Below are 14,812 nucleotides of genomic sequence, written 5' to 3' on the forward strand. Positions count from 1 at the left end.
CCGCTCGTCCAGCGGTGGTCTTCCGTGCTTCGGTGCTGGTCGTCTCCGGCCGTGACCATCCTCCCACCCGGAACCTCTCCCCGGTGGTCGGCCGTCGCTGACGAATACGCGTGCCGTGCCGCCGCGGTTCCACCGGCTCGGGCGGACTGCGGCCGACGCCCGCGCGGGAGGGTGTGCGCAGGTCCGGCGTGCCGAGCGGGGTGCGGTCGTGCCAGGGTGTGGTCAGGCGGAGACGCCTGCCACCGGGCAGGCGGCGGCAGCGGTGGGAGGCGGGATGTTCCGGGGCCTGACGGCGCCCTTGGCGGAGCGCGGCGAGCGGGAGCGCACGACCGCGGCGGCGGCGTGGGCGTACATCCGCACCGAGACCGGCAGCGCCGCGGTGCTGCTGGCCGCCACGGTGGCCGCTCTGGTGTGGGTGAACGCGGCGCCGGGCGGCTACCGCTCGGTGTGGCGCACCCACCTGTCGGTGGTGCTCGGCGGGCACGGTGTGGACCTGACCTTGAACGAGTGGGTGAACAGCGGGCTGATGACGCTGTTCTTCCTGGTGGTGGGGCTGGAGGCGCGGCGCGAGTTCGACCTGGGCGAGCTGCGCGACCGCCGTCGCATCCCGCTGCCGCTGCTCGCGGGTGTCAGCGGGATGGTGGTCCCGGTGGCGCTGTACCTGGCGGTGAACGCCGGCCGGCCCTCCGCGCACGGCTGGGGCACCGCGATGTCCACGGACACCGCCTTCGCGCTGGGCATGCTGGCGCTGCTCGGCTCGCGGTTCCCGCCGCGGCTGCACACCTTCATCCTGACGGTCGCGGTCGTCGACGACTTCGTGGCGCTCGCGGTGATCGCGGTGGCCTACAGCGAGCACATCTCGTGGACGCCGCTGCTGGTCGGCATCGGGTTCCTGGCGGTGGCGGGCGTGGTGCGCACCCTCGGGGTGCGCCGGGGTCTGGTGTACGCGGCGCTGGGGATCGCCGCGTGGGTGGCGTTCGTGCACTCGGGGGTGGACCCGCTGGTGGTGGGCCTGGTGCTGGGGCTGATGTCGTACGCGTACCCGGCCTCGCGGGACGCGCTGGAGCGGGCGACCGGGCTGTTCCGGTCCTTCCGCGAGCAGCCGACCGCGGACCTGGAGCGGGAGGCGCGGATGGGTATCGCCTCCGCGCTGTCCCCCAACGACCGGCTGCAGCGGCTGTGGCACCCCTGGAGCAGCTATGTGATCGTGCCGCTGTTCGCGCTGGCCAACGCGGGCATCCACATCGACGGCGCCCTGCTGGCCGACGCCTTCACCTCGCCGATCACGCTCGGCATCCTGCTCGGCTACGGCGTCGGCAAGCCGCTGGGCATCGTGGGGGCCTCGGCGCTGGCCACCCGGTTCAGCGGCGGCCGGCTGCGACCGCCGGTGGGCTGGGCGGCGGTGCTGGGCGGCGGCACCATCGCCGGGATCGGCTTCACGGTGTCGCTGCTGATCGCGACGCTGGCCTTCGACGGCAGGGAGCTGGACCAGGCGAAGATCGGCGTGCTCAGCGCGGTGGTGCTGGCGATGCTGGTGACCACGGTGGTGGCCCTGGTCGCCGAACGGCTGCCGGAACCGCGCAGGGCCCGCGCCCTGCTGGGCACCGCGCAGTCGGTGGTGGACCTGGCCGAGCCGGTCGACCCCGGCCGCGACCACGTGCGCGGGCCGCTGGACGCGCCGGTGACGGTGGTGGAGTACGGCGACTTCGAGTGCCCGTTCTGCGGGCAGGCGGAGAGCGTGGTGCGCGAACTGCTGGCCGACTTCGGGGACGTGCGGTACGTGTGGCGGCACCTGCCGCTGACCGATGTGCACCCGCACGCGCAGTTCGCCGCAGAGGCGGCGGAGGCCGCGGCGGCGCAGGGGCGGTTCTGGGAGATGCACGACCTGCTGATGGACCGCCAGGACGAGCTGAAGGTCAAGGACCTGCTGCGGTACGCCGCCGAACTCGGCTTGGACGTGGAGGACTTCAAGGAGGCCCTGAAGTCGCGCAGGGGCAAGGCCCGGGTCGCGCGGGACGTGGACTCCGCGGACCTCAGCGGGGTCTCGGGCACGCCGACGTTCTTCGTCAACGGCCGCCGCCACCACGGCGCGTACGACATCGAGGGGCTGTCGGCGGCGGTCATGGCGGCGCGGGACCGGGCGCTTCTGGTGGACGGGCCGCGCTGACCGCGGGCGGCGCGGACACGCCGGACGGGCCGGGCGCTGCTGCGTCCGGCCCGCCGTTCGGCGCCGCCGCCTCGTCGCGGCGGTCGCCTCACGAGTGCAGCGACCGCACCGACCGCGGCTCCGCGGGGGCCTGGTGCCCGCCGCTGGCCATCATGCGGACCTCGCCGTCCGCGCTGATCTCGGCCCTGACGATGCCGGTCTCGTCCTCGTACACGGGGTTGCCGCCTGCTCCGGAGGTTCCGGTGCGGTGGACGACGACGCTGTCGTCCGCGTCCGAGGCGGGCTCCTGAAAGACGAGTTCGTACCGTTCCGGATAATCCATGATCGCCTCCCGACCAGGCGGCGGGGCCACGGGCCGCGGCGCCTGTCTCGCTGGGCTCCTACGATTCTCCCCCGACCGGGCGACGGGCGCCTCCCCGTGGGCCGGAGGCCGCTGCGCACAAGGGCGGCAGCGGGGTGGGAGCACACAGAGTAACCGGGCGCAGCGGAAGGTGGCAGACCCGGGACGGCGCGAAAGGTCCGCCGGCCGGTGGGGCGCCGTGGGCGAAGAGCGGGGACGGGGCTGCGGGCGCGGGCCGCGGACGCGCCGGGCGGCGGGCACCCGGCTGATTGTCAACGGCGTGTGACATCTTCCGCGGCGGCCCGCGCGACAGCGGACACGCCGCCGCGCCCGTGCTTCGATGGCCTCATGACCCCGCTCGTCAGGCGCCGCCACGTGGACTTCGGGCGCGTCACGGGCACGGGCTGTCCCTCGGCGCGCTGACGTCCCGCGCGCCCGCGCGCCGGAGCGGCGCGCCCCTCGGTTCCCGCACGGCTGCGCTCACGCCGCCTCCCGGCGTCCCGCGTCGAGCCCGGCCGTGTGCACGGGGGCCGTGCGCGCCGGCCGTTCGCCCGCCCCCAGGTACACCCGCGTACACCCGCATGCCGGAACCCGCACACCGGTACGCCCACCACCCGTACACCGCACGCCAGTTCAGGGAGAGCCATGACCCAGCCCATCGACGCCGTCACCGGGGGCCACACGCCCGAGGAGCCGCCCGCGGACGACCTGCCCGCGTGGTCGTTCGAGACCCGGCAGGTGCACGCCGGGGCGGAGCCCGATCCGACGACCGGGGCGCGCGCGGTGCCCATCTACCAGACCACGTCGTTCGTCTTCCGGGACACCCGGCACGCCGCGGACCTCTTCTCGCTGGCCGAGCCCGGCAACATCTACACGCGCATCCACAACCCCACGCAGGACGTCTTCGAGCAGCGGATCGCCGCGCTGGAGGGCGGCGTCGCGGCGGTGGCGCTGGCCTCGGGGCAGGCCGCCGAGACGCTGGCGATCCTCACCCTGGCCAAGGCCGGCGACCACATCGTGTCCAGCGCGTCGCTGTACGGCGGCACGTACAACCTGTTCCGCCACACCCTGCCGAAGTTCGGCATCGACGTGACGTTCGTCGAGGACCCGGACGACGTGGCGGCGTGGCGGGCGGCGGTGCGGCCGCGGACCAAGGCGTTCTTCGCCGAGACGCTGGGCAACCCGCGCGGCAACGTGCTCGACGTGCGGGCGGTCGCCGACGCGGCGCACGCGGCCGGGGTGCCGCTGATCGTGGACAACACCGTCCCCACGCCGTTCCTGCTGCGTCCGGTCGAGCACGGCGCGGACATCGTGGTGCACTCGGCGACGAAGTTCCTCGGCGGGCACGGCACGGCCATCGCGGGCGTCGTGGTCGACGCGGGCACCTTCGACTTCGGGGCGAACGCCGAGCGGTTCCCGGACTTCACCGAGCCGGACCCGAGCTACCACGGGCTGCAGTACTGGCCGGCGCTGGGCCCGGGCGCGTTCGCCGTCAAGCTGCGCGTGCAGCTGCTGCGCGACCTCGGACCCGCCCTGTCGCCGCACTCGGCCTTTCTGCTGCTCCAGGGCGTCGAGACGCTGTCGCTGCGGCTGGAGCGGCACTCGGCGAACGCGCAGGCGCTGGCCGAGTGGCTCCAGGCGCGCGACGAGGTGGCGGCCGTGCACTACCCCGGGCTGCCGTCGAGCCCGTGGTACGAGGCGGCGCGGACCTATCTGCCGCGGGGCGCGGGCGCGGTGCTGTCCTTCGAGCTGCGCGACGGCGCGGACGCGGGCCGGCGGTTCGTGGACGGCGTGCGGCTGTTCAGTCACCTGGCGAACATCGGCGACGTCCGCAGCCTGATCATCCACCCGGCCTCGACCACGCACAGCCAGTTGGACGAGGCGCAGTTGGCGGCCACCGGCGCCTCGCCGGGCCTGGTGCGGCTGTCGGTCGGCATCGAGAACCTCGCCGACCTCACCGCCGATCTGGAGGCCGGGTTCCGGGCCGCGAAGGGCGCCGCCTGACCATGGGCAGGCCGACGGCGCGACCACGGCCGCGGGCCGGCTCGGACCTTCCTCCTCCCGCCTCGGGCGCCTGGCGGGAGGGGACCCGCCCGGGCGGCGGCGCTGGCACGCGCTGGGCGGTCCGCTCGCACTGGAGGCGGGGGCACGGCTCCCGGGGGTCCTGCTGGCGTACGAGACGTGGGGGCGGCCCGCGCCGGACGGCTCGAACGCGGTGCTGGTGCTGCACGCGCTGACCGGGGACAGCCACGTCGCCGGCCCGGCCGGGCCGGGTCACCCCACCGCGGGCTGGTGGGACGCCCTGGTCGGTCCGGGGCGGGCGCTGGACACCGACCGCTGGTTCGTGGTGGCGCCGAACGTGCTGGGCGGCTGCCAGGGCAGCACCGGGCCCTCGTCGCCGCGCCCGGACGGCGGCCGGTGGGGCGGGGCGTTCCCGTTCCTGACCCAGCGCGACCAGGTGGCCGCCGAGGCGCGGTTGGCGGACGCGCTGGGCGTGGACCGCTGGGCGCTGGTGGTCGGCGGATCGATGGGCGGCATGCGGGCGCTGGAGTGGGCGGTGGGCCGGCCCGAGCGGGTCGGCGCCCTGCTGCTGCTCGCCACGGCCGCGCAGGCGAGCGCGGAGCAGATCGCCTGGTCGTCGGCGCAGGTGCGGGCGATCACGTCCGATCCCGGCTGGCGCGGCGGCGACTACCACGACGCGCCGCCGGGCGGCGGTCCGCACGCCGGGCTCGGCCTGGCGCGCCGGCTGGCGCACGTGACGTACCGCAGCGAGGGCGAGCTGCGCGAGCGTTTCGGCCGCTCCCCGCAGGGCGCGGAGCACCCCTGGCACGGCGGCCGGTACGCGGTGGAGTCGTATCTCGACCACCACGCCGCGAAGCTGGTGCGCCGGTTCGACGCGGGCAGCTACGTGGTGCTGTCGCAGGCCATGAACGCGCACGACGTGGGGCGCGGCAGGGGCGGGGTGCGGGCGGCGCTGCGCCGGGTCACGGCGCCCGCGCTGGTGGCCGGCGTCGACTCGGACCGGCTGTACCCGCTGGACCAGCAGCGGGAGCTGGCCGCGGGGATCTCCGGCGCGGACGCGGTGCGGGTCGTCGAATCGCCCTACGGGCACGACGGGTTCCTCATCGAGACCGACCAAGTGGGCTCTCTCGTACGGGAGCTGACGGGGTGACGTGAGCACGGGTCCGCGTCCGCTGCGCGCTCCGGGCCGTTCCCGGCCGGGCGTTCGGGCCCCGCGTTCACAGCCGGGGCGCGTCCAGGTCCACGCCCAGGCGGGCCGCGAGCCAGGCCGTCGCCTCCTCGGGAGTGGCGGCGAGGGGCACGTCGGGCGGCGGCGCGGGACGGCGTACGACGAGGACCGGCAGCCCCGCCTCTCGTGCCGCGGTGAGTTTCGCGGCGGTCGACGTGCCGCCGCTGTCCTTGGTGACCAGCACGTCGATGCGGTGCTCGCGCAGCAGCGCGCGTTCGCCGTCGAGGGTGAACGGCCCGCGGTCCAGGACCACATGGCGCCGCGCCGGCAGCTCGGGGCCGGGCGGTTCCACGCAGCGGATCAGGCAGAACTGGCCGAGTGCGGCGAAGGCGGCGAGGTCCTGGCGGCCGGTGCTGAGGAAGACCCGGTCGTCCGAGTGGCGCTCGTCGGCGAGCAGCCGCGCGGCGTCGGCCGTGTCCCTCGCCCAGTGCCAGCGGTCCCCGGGGCCCTGCGTCCAGCCGGGCCTGCGCAGCACCAGCAGGGGGACGCCGGCGCTCCGCGCGGCCTGTGCGGCGTGGGCGGTGATCTCGGCGGCGAAGGGGTGGGTGGCGTCGACGAGCGCCGCCGCGCCGTGCGCCCGCAGCCAGGCCGCGAGCCCTTCCGCTCCTCCGAACCCGCCGCTGCGCAGCGCGCCTGGGGCCGGCGCGGCTGTGTGGTCCGGCCGGCGAGCGAGGTGACGACCGTCAGGCGGGCGCGGGCGGCGGGCGTGCGGTCCAGCAGCGCGGCCAGGCGCCGCGCCTCGGCGGTGCCGCCGAGCACCAGCACGGTCCGGGCGCCGGGCGCGCCCTGCGGGGACCGTGCGGGCGGCCGGTCCGGCGCGGTCATCCGCCGCCCCTGCGCAGCAGGTAGGTGTCCATGATCCAGCCCTTGCGGGCCCGTGCCCGCGCCCGCACCTCGACGATGCGCCGGGCCAACTCGTCGTCCAGCGGCCCCTGGAGGAGGATCTCGTCGTCGGTGCCGAGGTACGCGCCCCAGTAGATGTGCAGGCCGCGGCCGGCCAGCTCGGTGAACGCCTGGTGGGCGTCCAGCATGACCACCACGTCGTCCACGCCCTCGGGCAGCCCGCCGGCCGCGAGCCGGCGCCCGGTGGTGAACTGGACGGCGCCGCCGACCTGGTTGAGGCCGGTGCGGTGCCGGGCTGCGAGCGTGGAGACGCTGCTCACGCCGGGCACGACGCTCCACTCGAACGCCACGGCGCCGCGCCGCGCCACCTCCCGCAGCACACCGCCCGCGCTGTCGTAGAGCGCGGGGTCGCCCCACACCAGGAACGCGCCGCTCTCGCCGTCGGCCAACTCCTCGGCGATCAGGCGCTCGTAGAGGTCGGCGCGGCGGCGGCGCCAGTCGTCGACAGCGGGCGCGTAGCCGGGGGTCCGCGCCGTGCGGTCGCGCTCGGGGTCGCGGGCGACCACGACGCGGTGTCCCGCGGCGGCGTGGGCGGCGAGCATCTGCTCGCGCACGTCGATCAGCTGGGACTTCTCACCGCCCTTGTCGATGAGGAAGAAGACGTCGGTCGCGCCGATCTCGCGCACCGCCTGGAGGGTGAGCTGCTCGGGGTCGCCCGCCCCGATTCCGATGACGCGGACGGTGCGGATCTTTTTCTCCCGCTGCTTCTCCGGCTGATTTCTCTGCTGCACGGTCCGGAAGTGTGGCACACCGCACGCGCGACGCATTGACGTGCCTGTTCAACCGCCCCTAGGCTGGCACGACGTGACAGCGTGAGGAAGCCGGTGGGAATCCGGCACGGTCGCGCCACTGTGAATCGGCCGCCGCGAGGCGGTCGGGAGTCAGACACTCCGCGGTCACGAAGCCCCGTCGATCGAGGGACGCTGCATCCCTGAAGGAGGCACCACCGTGAGTTCCGTGTCCGCTCCCGGCACTTCCGCCACGCCGCTCGTACTGCCCGTCTCCAAGGCGGTGTCGTGGCTGGTCGGCACCGCGATCCTGGCGTTCGCCGTCTACTACTTCATCGGCGTCGACCAGGGCGCCGTCTCGGTGTTCGGCAAGGACATGCACATCCACGAGTTCGTCCACGACGCGCGTCACTTCCTCGGGTTCCCCTGCCACTGACCCGGCGCCGACCCGGCGGGAAGGACCGACGGACAACTCGACATGGAAAAGCGACTCATTCTGCGCGGCGTACTCGCCGGCGCATTCGCGGGGCTGCTCGCATTCGTCTTCGCGCGGATCTTCGCCGAACCCCAGATTTCGCAGGCGATCGATTACGAGAACGGCAGGGACGCGGCACAGGCGGCGCTCGACAAGGCAGCGGGACTTCCCGCCGAGGCGGCCGACCCCGACCTGTTCAGCCGCACCGTGCAGGCCGATGTGGGCATGGGCCTGGGCCTGGTGCTCTTCGGGGCGGCGATGGGGGCGATCCTGGCCGTGGTCTACACGGTGTGCCTCGGCCGGGTCGGCGGGCTGCGTGCCCGGAATCTGGCGCTGCTGGTGGCCGGCGGCGGATTCCTCGGCCTGTACCTGGTGCCGTTCCTGAAGTACCCGGCGAACCCCCCGGCGATCGGCCACGAGGACACCATCAGGGCCCGCACCGGGCTGTACCTGATCATGGTGGTGTGCTCGCTGCTGTTCCTCGGGCTCGCCGTGTGGCTCGGCCGGCGGCTCCGGCCGCGCCTCGGCAACTGGAACGCGACGCTGCTCGCCGCGGCGGGCTTCGCCGTCGCCGTCGGCGTCGTGATGGCGCTGCTGCCGCCGCTCGGCCACCTGGCGGCGAACGAGCGGGACTACGGCCGCCACGCGACGGAGACCCCGCTGCCGCTGAGGGACCCGAGCGGTCGCATCGTCTACCCGGGCTTCCCCGCGGACGTGCTGTTCTCCTTCCGGCTGTACTCGGTGGCCGCCCAGGCGGTGCTGTGGGGGGCGATCGGTCTGGTCTTCGGCCCGCTCGCCGAGCGGGTGCTGCGCCCGGCGGGCGGTCGCGCCCCCGCGCCGGCCCCCGATCCAGTCGGGGTGTGAGCGCGGCGGCGGCCCTGCTCGCCGGGCTGGGTCCCTTCTTCGCGGTCGAGATCCACGAGGAGGGGGCCGGTACCGGCGCGGGTCCCGATCCCGGTGCCAGTGCCGGTGCCAATGCCGGTTTGGGTCCCGACCCTGGCGCCGACGCCGATCCCGGTGCCGGTACCGACGCCGATCCCGGTGCCCAAGCCGAGCGCCGTGTCGCTCCCGGGCCCGGCGCGGCGGCCTGGCGGTCGATGGGCGAGCTGGCCGACGGCTCCCCGGTGCTCGGCGACCGGATCGCCGCGGTGCGCGGCACGCTCGCCGCGGGCGGCGGGCAGCCGCCGGAGGAAGTGGAGGTCCGGGTCGCGGCCTCCGTCACCCATCTCGGGCTCGCCGCCCGCGTGCTCTCGCCGTATCTGGCGCTCGCGGTGCTCGACGGCTGGGCGCCGGACCCGGCCGCGCCGCCCGCCCTGGCGGCGCACCGCTGGCAGCCCGTCCTCGGCGGGCCGTACCCCCTGTCCCTGCCCCGGCCGTCCTCGCCTCGGCTGCCGGACGACCGGCAGCCGCCGCGCGGCGCCCCCGCGCCCGGGCCCGAGGCCCGGCCCGCGCCGCCGTCCGTTCCGGAGACCGCGCGGGACGCCGCGGGTCCGCCGGGACGTCCTTCCTGGGCAGCACCCGCGGGCGCGTCCGCGCGGGACGCCGCAGGACTGGCGGCGGCCTTCGCCGCGAGCGTGCTCGACGGACCCGTGCGGGAGCTGTCCGCGCCGTTCGCGGCGTTCGGCCTGTCCGGGCACATCCTGCGGGGGAACATCGCCTCCGCGCTGCACGGCGCGGCCGGCATGATCGCGGCCGCGCGTCCGGACGCCGCGGCCCGGGCCGGCGCGCTCACCGCGCTGCTGCTGGACCGGCCGCCGCTGACCGGCGCGTCCGGCCGCACGGCCGCCGGCGCCTTCCGCCGCCGCAGCTGCTGCCTGATCTACCGGGCCGCGCCGGGCCGGGCCGGCGCCCTGTGCGGGGACTGCGTCCTGCGCGGCGGCCGAGGCGACGGGCGCGACGGCCGAGGCGCTCGCGCCGCCGCCGACGACGAGGGCCGCCGCTCCGGCCCCGTCGGCCCCGCGGGTCGCACCCGCCGCTCCGCTCACCCCGGCCCCTCGGGTCGCACCGGCCGCTGAGCCGCGCCGGCCCGCTCCCCGGCGCGTCCGAGATCACGCCCTCCTGGCGCATGACAGCAGGTCGTCAGGGGTAGGGAGCGTGACAGCCCGGCTTATTGCGAGTAACTTGCAACAGGTAATTCAGCGCGTCTACGGTTCCGCTCCCGTCCATGGAGGACCTTCCCATGACCACCACCGCCGAGGCCCCGCTCCCCACGGGGTCCCGCTGGCGACGGATATCCGGCTCGATGAGCAGGGCCGAGTGGACGCGGATGGGCGGCATGGCCGCCTTCATCGTGGCCCTGCACGTCATCGGGTGGTTCACGCTCGTCGCGATCGTCGCGCCGAACCACTACAGCCTCGGCACCAAGTCCTTCGGGATCGGCATCGGCGTCACCGCGTACACCCTGGGCATGCGGCACGCCTTCGACGCCGACCACATCGCCGCGATCGACAACACCACCCGCAAGCTCATGCACGAGGGCAAACGCCCCCTGTCGGTGGGCTTCTGGTTCTCCCTCGGCCACTCCTCCATCGTCTTCGCCCTGGCCTTCCTGCTCTCGCTGGGCGTCAGGTCCCTCGCCAACCCCGTCGAGGACGACGACTCCCAGCTCCACGACGTCACCGGCTGGATCGGCACCACCGTCTCCGGCACCTTCCTCTACGCCATCGCGATCATCAACCTGGTGATCCTCGCGGGCATCTGGAAGGTCTTCCGGCGGATGCGCGAGGGCCACTTCGACGAGGCGGCGCTGGAGGAGCAGCTGAACAACCGCGGCTTCATGAACCGCCTGCTCGGCCGGGTGATGAAGTCGATCACCAAGCCGTGGCAGATGTACCCGCTCGGCCTGCTCTTCGGCCTCGGCTTCGACACCGCGACCGAGATCGCGCTGCTGGTCCTCGCGGGTTCCGGCGCCGCCTCCGGGCTGCCCTGGTACGCGATCCTGTGCCTGCCCGTGCTGTTCGCGGCCGGCATGTGCCTGCTCGACACCATCGACGGCTCGTTCATGAACTTCGCCTACGAGTGGGCGTTCTCCAAGCCGGTCCGCAAGGTCTACTACAACCTCACCATCACCGGTCTGTCGGTGGCCGTCGCCCTCATCATCGGCACCGTCGAACTCCTCGGCCTCATCGGCGAGAAGGCCAAGCTGCACGGCGCCTTCTGGGACTGGGTCGGCGGCCTCGACCTCAACATCGTCGGCTACGTCATCGTGGGCCTGTTCTTCGTCACCTGGGCCGTCGCCTTCGCGATCTGGAAGCTCGGCAACATCGAGGAGAAGTGGTCGGCGGGCCTGCGCACCGCCGACCAGGGCTCGGACTGAGTCCGGTCAGCGCCCGCGCGGGCGGACCCCGGTGACGACCGTGGCGTACGCCTCCTCGTCCGTGGCCACCCGCGGCTCCAGTCCGGCGGCGCGGACGGCCGCGACCGCCGGCGCCGTCTGCCGGTCACTGATCTCGAACAGCAGCGCCCCGCCCGGCGCCAGCCATCGCGGCGCCTGCGCGAGGACCCTGCGCAGCACGTCCAGCCCGTCGGGGCCGCCGTCGAGCGCGAGCAGCGCCTCGTGGTCGCGGGCCTCCGCGGGCAGCAGCGGGACGTCGGCGGTCGGCACGTACGGCATGTTGGCGGCGAGCAGGTCGACCCGGCCGCGCAGATGGTCCGGCAGCGGATCGAACAGGTCGCCTTCGTAGGCCGTGCCCCCGTAGGGCGCGATGTTGCGGCGGGCGCAGCGCACGGCCGCGGGGTCGAGGTCGGCCGCGTGCAGTTCGGCACCGGCCGACTCGGCGGCGAGCACCGTGCCGATCGCGCCCGATCCGCAGCACAGGTCGAGCACCACCGCGCCGGGCCGCGCCCGCCGCAGGGCCTGTCGGACGAGCAGTTCGGTGCGGCGGCGGGGGACGAACACCCCGGGGTCCACCGCGATCCGGTGGCCGGCGAACTCCGCCCAGCCGACGACGTGTTCGAGCGGGACGCCGGAGGCGCGGCGGGCGACCCTGGCGGCGAGGTCGGCGGGTCCGGACGCGGCGTCGAGCAGCATCCCGGCCTCCTCCTCCGCGAACACGCAGCCCGCGGCCCGCAGTTGGGCGGCGACGGCGGCGACGGTCGTGGACCGCCCCCGCGTCTCGGGCGAGGACGAGGAGGGCGAGGAGGACCGGGAGGGCTCGGGGGCGGGCGTCGGGGACGACGGCGTGGACGCAGGCGTGGAGTGCGACATGGAAGCCTTTCGGGAAGCCTTGCGGACGCTCCCCGGGCCGCCGCGGCCGAATCGCTGGATCAGCGCGCGCGGCCGAGGCGCGGGAGCACCGGGTCTGCCATTGCGGTGATCGGTCCCACCTCCTCGGCTCGTGGTCGCGGGCGCCGCGTGCGCGGCGCCCGGCTCCCTCAGAACCTACCGCACGGCCGCGTTGACGGTGAACAGCGCGGCTTCGACCGCGGCGGCGGCCTCGGCCTCCGATCGCGGGCGGTCCCAGCCGCTGACCGTGATGGTCACGCTCTCGCCGGGCAGCAGGGTGGTGAGACCCCGGTCGGCGCGGGCGTCGGGGTGCAGCCGGTCGGCCTGGAGCAGCAGGTCGCGCAGCAGGGTGCGGGCGGTGACGGTGACCGCGGTGGCGTCCCCGGCGGGGGCGGTGCCGATGTCCCAGCGCGGCTCGGGGTAGCCGAAGTCCTCGTCGGGGACCGGGACGTGCACGGCGCGCAGCTCCCCCGCGTCCAGGACCAGGAGCTCCTCGCCGCTGCCGGCGGGGAGCAGCCGCTGCGGGACGACCACCTCGGTGACGCCGCGGGCGGGGGCGGTGAAGGGCTCGCGCGCCTCGGCGAGGACGGCGCCGTCGGCGGCGACGCGCCGCAGCACCGCCGTGCCGGTCCACTCCCCCGCCGCCTGGTTGACCAGCGCCGCGACCAGGCGGCCGTCGCGTTCCTGCAGGGTGGGCAGCCGGTCGGCGTAGAGCCGTCGCAGCTCGTGGTAGAGCGGCTTCTCCCGGCCGTCGCCGTCGATGGCGGCCCAACTGGTCACCGGCCAGCAGTCGTTGAGCTGCCAGACGATCGTTCCGGCGCAGCGCGGCCAGTGCGACCGCCAGTGCTCGACGCCGGTGGCCACCGCGCGTGCCTGGTTGACCTGGGTGAGGTAGTGCCAGGCGTCGAAGCCGTCGGGCTCGCCGAAGTGCGCGGCCAGTCCCCGGGCGAGCTTGCCGTTGCCGTCGCCGGCCTTCTGGTGGTGCAGCATGCCGGGCGAGTCGGCGGCGAGGGGCTCGTCGGACAGGGCGCGGCGCAAGGTGGCGTACGCGGGCGGCGCCTGCCAGCCGAACTCGGCGACGAACCGCGGCACGTCCTCGCGGTAGACGGTGTAGTCCAGGCGGTTCCACACCTCCCAGGAGTGGGTGGTGCCGTGCCGCGGGTCGTTGGGGTGGTGCTCCCAGGAGCCGGACCAGGGGCTGCCCGCCCAGTACGGCCGCGTCGGGTCGGTCTCGGCGACGACACGCGGCAGCAGGTCCAGGTAGTAGCCCTCGCCCCACGGCGTGCCGGCCAACTCCCCCTCCCAGCCCCAGTCCTTGAAGCCCCAGAGGTTCTCGTTGTTGCCGTTCCACAGCACCAGCGAGGGGTGCGGCATCAGGCGCGCCACGTTCTCCCGCGCCTCCGCCTCGACCTCCGAGCGCAGCGGCTCGCCCTCGGGGTAGGCGGCGCACGCGAAGAGGAAGTCCTGCCACACCAGCAGGCCCAGTTCGTCGCAGGCGTCGTAGAAGTCCTCGCTCTCGTAGATCCCGCCGCCCCACACCCGCACCAGGTCCACCCCCACCGCCGCGGCCTGCTCCAGGCGTCGCCGGTACCGGTCCGGGGTGACCCGCGGCAGCAGCACGTCGTCGGGGATCCAGTTCACGCCCCGGGTGAACAGCCGCTCGCCGTTGACGACCAGGGCGAAGGCGCTGCCGTCGGCGTCCTCGGCGGTGTCCAGCGCCACCGTGCGGAAGCCGATCCTGCGCTCCCAGCGGTCGAGCGCGGTCGCGCCGTCGAGCAGGACCACCGCGCAGTCGTACAGCCTCTGGCCGCCGTGGCCGCGCGGCCACCACAGCTCGACGCCCGGCAGGTCCAGCCGCACGCTCGCGCCGGCGGCGCCGGCGGGGACGGCGGCCTCGGCGGCGGTCCCGCCGACCTCCAGGCGCACGGTCAGCGGCCGGCCGGCGCCGGCGGCGGTGCGCTCGACGTCCAGCCGGACCTCGACGCGGCCGGTGCCGTCCGCGTCGACGGTCACCTCGGGGCGCACCGCGGCGAGCCGCGCGGTCGACCAGTGCTCCAGCCGCGCCGGGCGCCAGACGCCGGCCGTCACCAGCGTCGGACCCCAGTCCCAGCCGAACGAACAGGCCATCTTGCGCACGAAGTTGAACGGCTCCGGGTAGGCGTTGGGGCGCGGGCCGAGCGCGTCGCGCACGGCTTCCGCCTCGGTGTAGGCCGAGGTGAAGGCGACCGTGAGCGGCACCTCGCGCTCGCCCAGCCGCCCGGTGACGTCGAAGCGGTAGCCGCGGTGCATGTTGCGGACGGCGCCCAGGACCGTGTCGCCGAGCCGGATCTCCGCGACCGTGTCGAGGCCCTCGAAGACCAGGTCGGTGCGCTCGTGGCCGCCCGGGTCCGCGGTGAGGGCCGTCTGGTACGTCCAGTCGGTGCGGCCCACCCAGGCGACGTCCGTCTCGTTGCGGTCCAGGAAGGGGTCCGGGAGGAGCCCGGCGGCCAGCAGGTCGGTGTGCACACAGCCGGGGACGGTCGCCGGCACGCTGCCGCCGTCGGGAAGCAGGAGCCTCCAGCCGTCGTGGACCGGCGTGACGTGCTTCATCCCCACTCCTTCGTCCGTTCCCGCCCGGCGTCGCGGTGGCGCACGGCGGCCCCTCACCCGACGGCGACCGGAGCCGTGCCCGCCGATGGGCGTACGGTCCCGCGATCGGTTAAACGGTAAAGCACCGGGTGCGCC

General features: G+C 75.0%; 10 protein-coding genes and 2 pseudogenes. 7 read left to right on the forward strand and 5 right to left on the reverse strand.

Annotated features, from left to right (window positions below; all coding sequences use genetic code 11):
- Positions 1 to 274: 274 nt before the first annotated feature.
- Positions 275 to 2,167 carry a Na+/H+ antiporter NhaA gene (nhaA, locus tag VSR01_RS01025; RefSeq protein WP_326447398.1) on the forward strand — a complete coding sequence of 631 codons (1,893 nt, stop codon included), beginning with the start codon at positions 275 to 277 and terminating at the stop codon, positions 2,165 to 2,167.
- 88 nt (positions 2,168 to 2,255) lie between these two features.
- Here the strand turns inward: nhaA and VSR01_RS01030 are convergent, their stop codons facing one another.
- On the reverse strand, positions 2,256 to 2,489 hold the full coding sequence (locus VSR01_RS01030) for a DUF6296 family protein (protein WP_326447399.1): 234 nt from the start codon (positions 2,487 to 2,489) through the stop codon (positions 2,256 to 2,258).
- Positions 2,490 to 3,152: 663 nt separating this feature from the next.
- On the opposite strand from VSR01_RS01030, the gene VSR01_RS01035 reads away from it, so the two are divergent.
- Both VSR01_RS01035 and metX read left to right on the forward strand, forming a co-directional pair.
- Positions 3,153 to 4,511 (forward strand): bifunctional o-acetylhomoserine/o-acetylserine sulfhydrylase, encoded by a 1,359-nt coding sequence (locus VSR01_RS01035; protein ID WP_326447400.1) that lies wholly within the window; start codon positions 3,153 to 3,155, stop codon positions 4,509 to 4,511.
- 2 nt (positions 4,512 to 4,513) lie between these two features.
- Positions 4,514 to 5,679 (forward strand): annotated as a pseudogene (gene metX / locus VSR01_RS01040) (homoserine O-acetyltransferase MetX).
- Positions 5,680 to 5,746: 67 nt separating this feature from the next.
- On the opposite strand, the pseudogene VSR01_RS01045 reads toward metX, so the two are convergent.
- Together VSR01_RS01045 and cobF are read right to left on the reverse strand one after the other, a co-directional pair.
- Positions 5,747 to 6,582, reverse strand: a pseudogene (locus VSR01_RS01045) (cobalt-precorrin-6A reductase).
- Complete coding sequence (gene cobF, locus VSR01_RS01050) at positions 6,579 to 7,349, reverse strand: precorrin-6A synthase (deacetylating) (RefSeq protein WP_326453440.1); 771 nt, start codon at positions 7,347 to 7,349, stop codon at positions 6,579 to 6,581. The pseudogene VSR01_RS01045 and the gene cobF overlap by 4 nt, the downstream one beginning before the upstream one ends.
- 259 nt (positions 7,350 to 7,608) lie before the next feature.
- On the opposite strand from cobF, the gene VSR01_RS01055 reads away from it, so the two are divergent.
- The 4 genes from VSR01_RS01055 (at position 7,609) to VSR01_RS01070 (ending at position 11,179) form a co-directional block, all read left to right on the forward strand.
- Complete coding sequence (locus VSR01_RS01055; protein WP_442785385.1) at positions 7,609 to 7,824, forward strand: CbtB domain-containing protein; 216 nt, start codon at positions 7,609 to 7,611, stop codon at positions 7,822 to 7,824.
- Positions 7,825 to 7,866: 42 nt separating this feature from the next.
- On the forward strand, positions 7,867 to 8,727 hold the full coding sequence (locus VSR01_RS01060) for a CbtA family protein (RefSeq protein WP_326447401.1): 861 nt from the start codon (positions 7,867 to 7,869) through the stop codon (positions 8,725 to 8,727).
- Positions 8,724 to 9,878 carry a (2Fe-2S)-binding protein gene (locus VSR01_RS01065; RefSeq protein ID WP_326447402.1) on the forward strand — a complete coding sequence of 385 codons (1,155 nt, stop codon included), beginning with the start codon at positions 8,724 to 8,726 and terminating at the stop codon, positions 9,876 to 9,878. The genes VSR01_RS01060 and VSR01_RS01065 overlap by 4 nt, the downstream gene beginning before the upstream one ends.
- 227 nt (positions 9,879 to 10,105) lie before the next feature.
- Positions 10,106 to 11,179, forward strand: a complete 1,074-nt coding sequence (locus VSR01_RS01070) for a HoxN/HupN/NixA family nickel/cobalt transporter (protein ID WP_442785628.1) — start codon at positions 10,106 to 10,108, stop codon at positions 11,177 to 11,179.
- Between the two features lie 6 nt (positions 11,180 to 11,185).
- Here the strand turns inward: VSR01_RS01070 and VSR01_RS01075 are convergent, their stop codons facing one another.
- Together VSR01_RS01075 and VSR01_RS01080 are read right to left on the reverse strand one after the other, a co-directional pair.
- Positions 11,186 to 12,070, reverse strand: a complete 885-nt coding sequence (locus tag VSR01_RS01075) for a putative protein N(5)-glutamine methyltransferase (RefSeq protein WP_326447404.1) — start codon at positions 12,068 to 12,070, stop codon at positions 11,186 to 11,188.
- Between the two features lie 174 nt (positions 12,071 to 12,244).
- A complete protein-coding gene (locus tag VSR01_RS01080) occupies positions 12,245 to 14,677 on the reverse strand; it encodes a glycoside hydrolase family 2 protein (RefSeq protein ID WP_326447405.1) in 2,433 nt (810 codons plus the stop codon).
- Positions 14,678 to 14,812 lie beyond the last annotated feature (135 nt).

Source organism: Actinacidiphila sp. DG2A-62, assembly GCF_035825295.1.
Classification (GTDB): domain Bacteria; phylum Actinomycetota; class Actinomycetes; order Streptomycetales; family Streptomycetaceae; genus Actinacidiphila.

Bases quoted from the DNA above. Each gene is read 5' to 3' on its own strand.
- VSR01_RS01070 (WP_442785628.1), top strand. From the start codon at position 10,106: ATGAGCAGGGCCGAGTGGACGCGGATGGGCGGCATGGCCGCCTTCATC.
- VSR01_RS01035 (WP_326447400.1), top strand. From the start codon at position 3,153: ATGACCCAGCCCATCGACGCCGTCACCGGGGGCCACACGCCCGAGGAG.
- VSR01_RS01060 (WP_326447401.1), top strand. From the start codon at position 7,867: ATGGAAAAGCGACTCATTCTGCGCGGCGTACTCGCCGGCGCATTCGCG.
- VSR01_RS01030 (WP_326447399.1), bottom strand. From the start codon at position 2,489: ATGGATTATCCGGAACGGTACGAACTCGTCTTTCAGGAGCCCGCCTCG.
- VSR01_RS01080 (WP_326447405.1), bottom strand. From the start codon at position 14,677: ATGAAGCACGTCACGCCGGTCCACGACGGCTGGAGGCTCCTGCTTCCC.
- VSR01_RS01075 (WP_326447404.1), bottom strand. From the start codon at position 12,070: ATGTCGCACTCCACGCCTGCGTCCACGCCGTCGTCCCCGACGCCCGCC.
- nhaA (WP_326447398.1), top strand. From the start codon at position 275: ATGTTCCGGGGCCTGACGGCGCCCTTGGCGGAGCGCGGCGAGCGGGAG.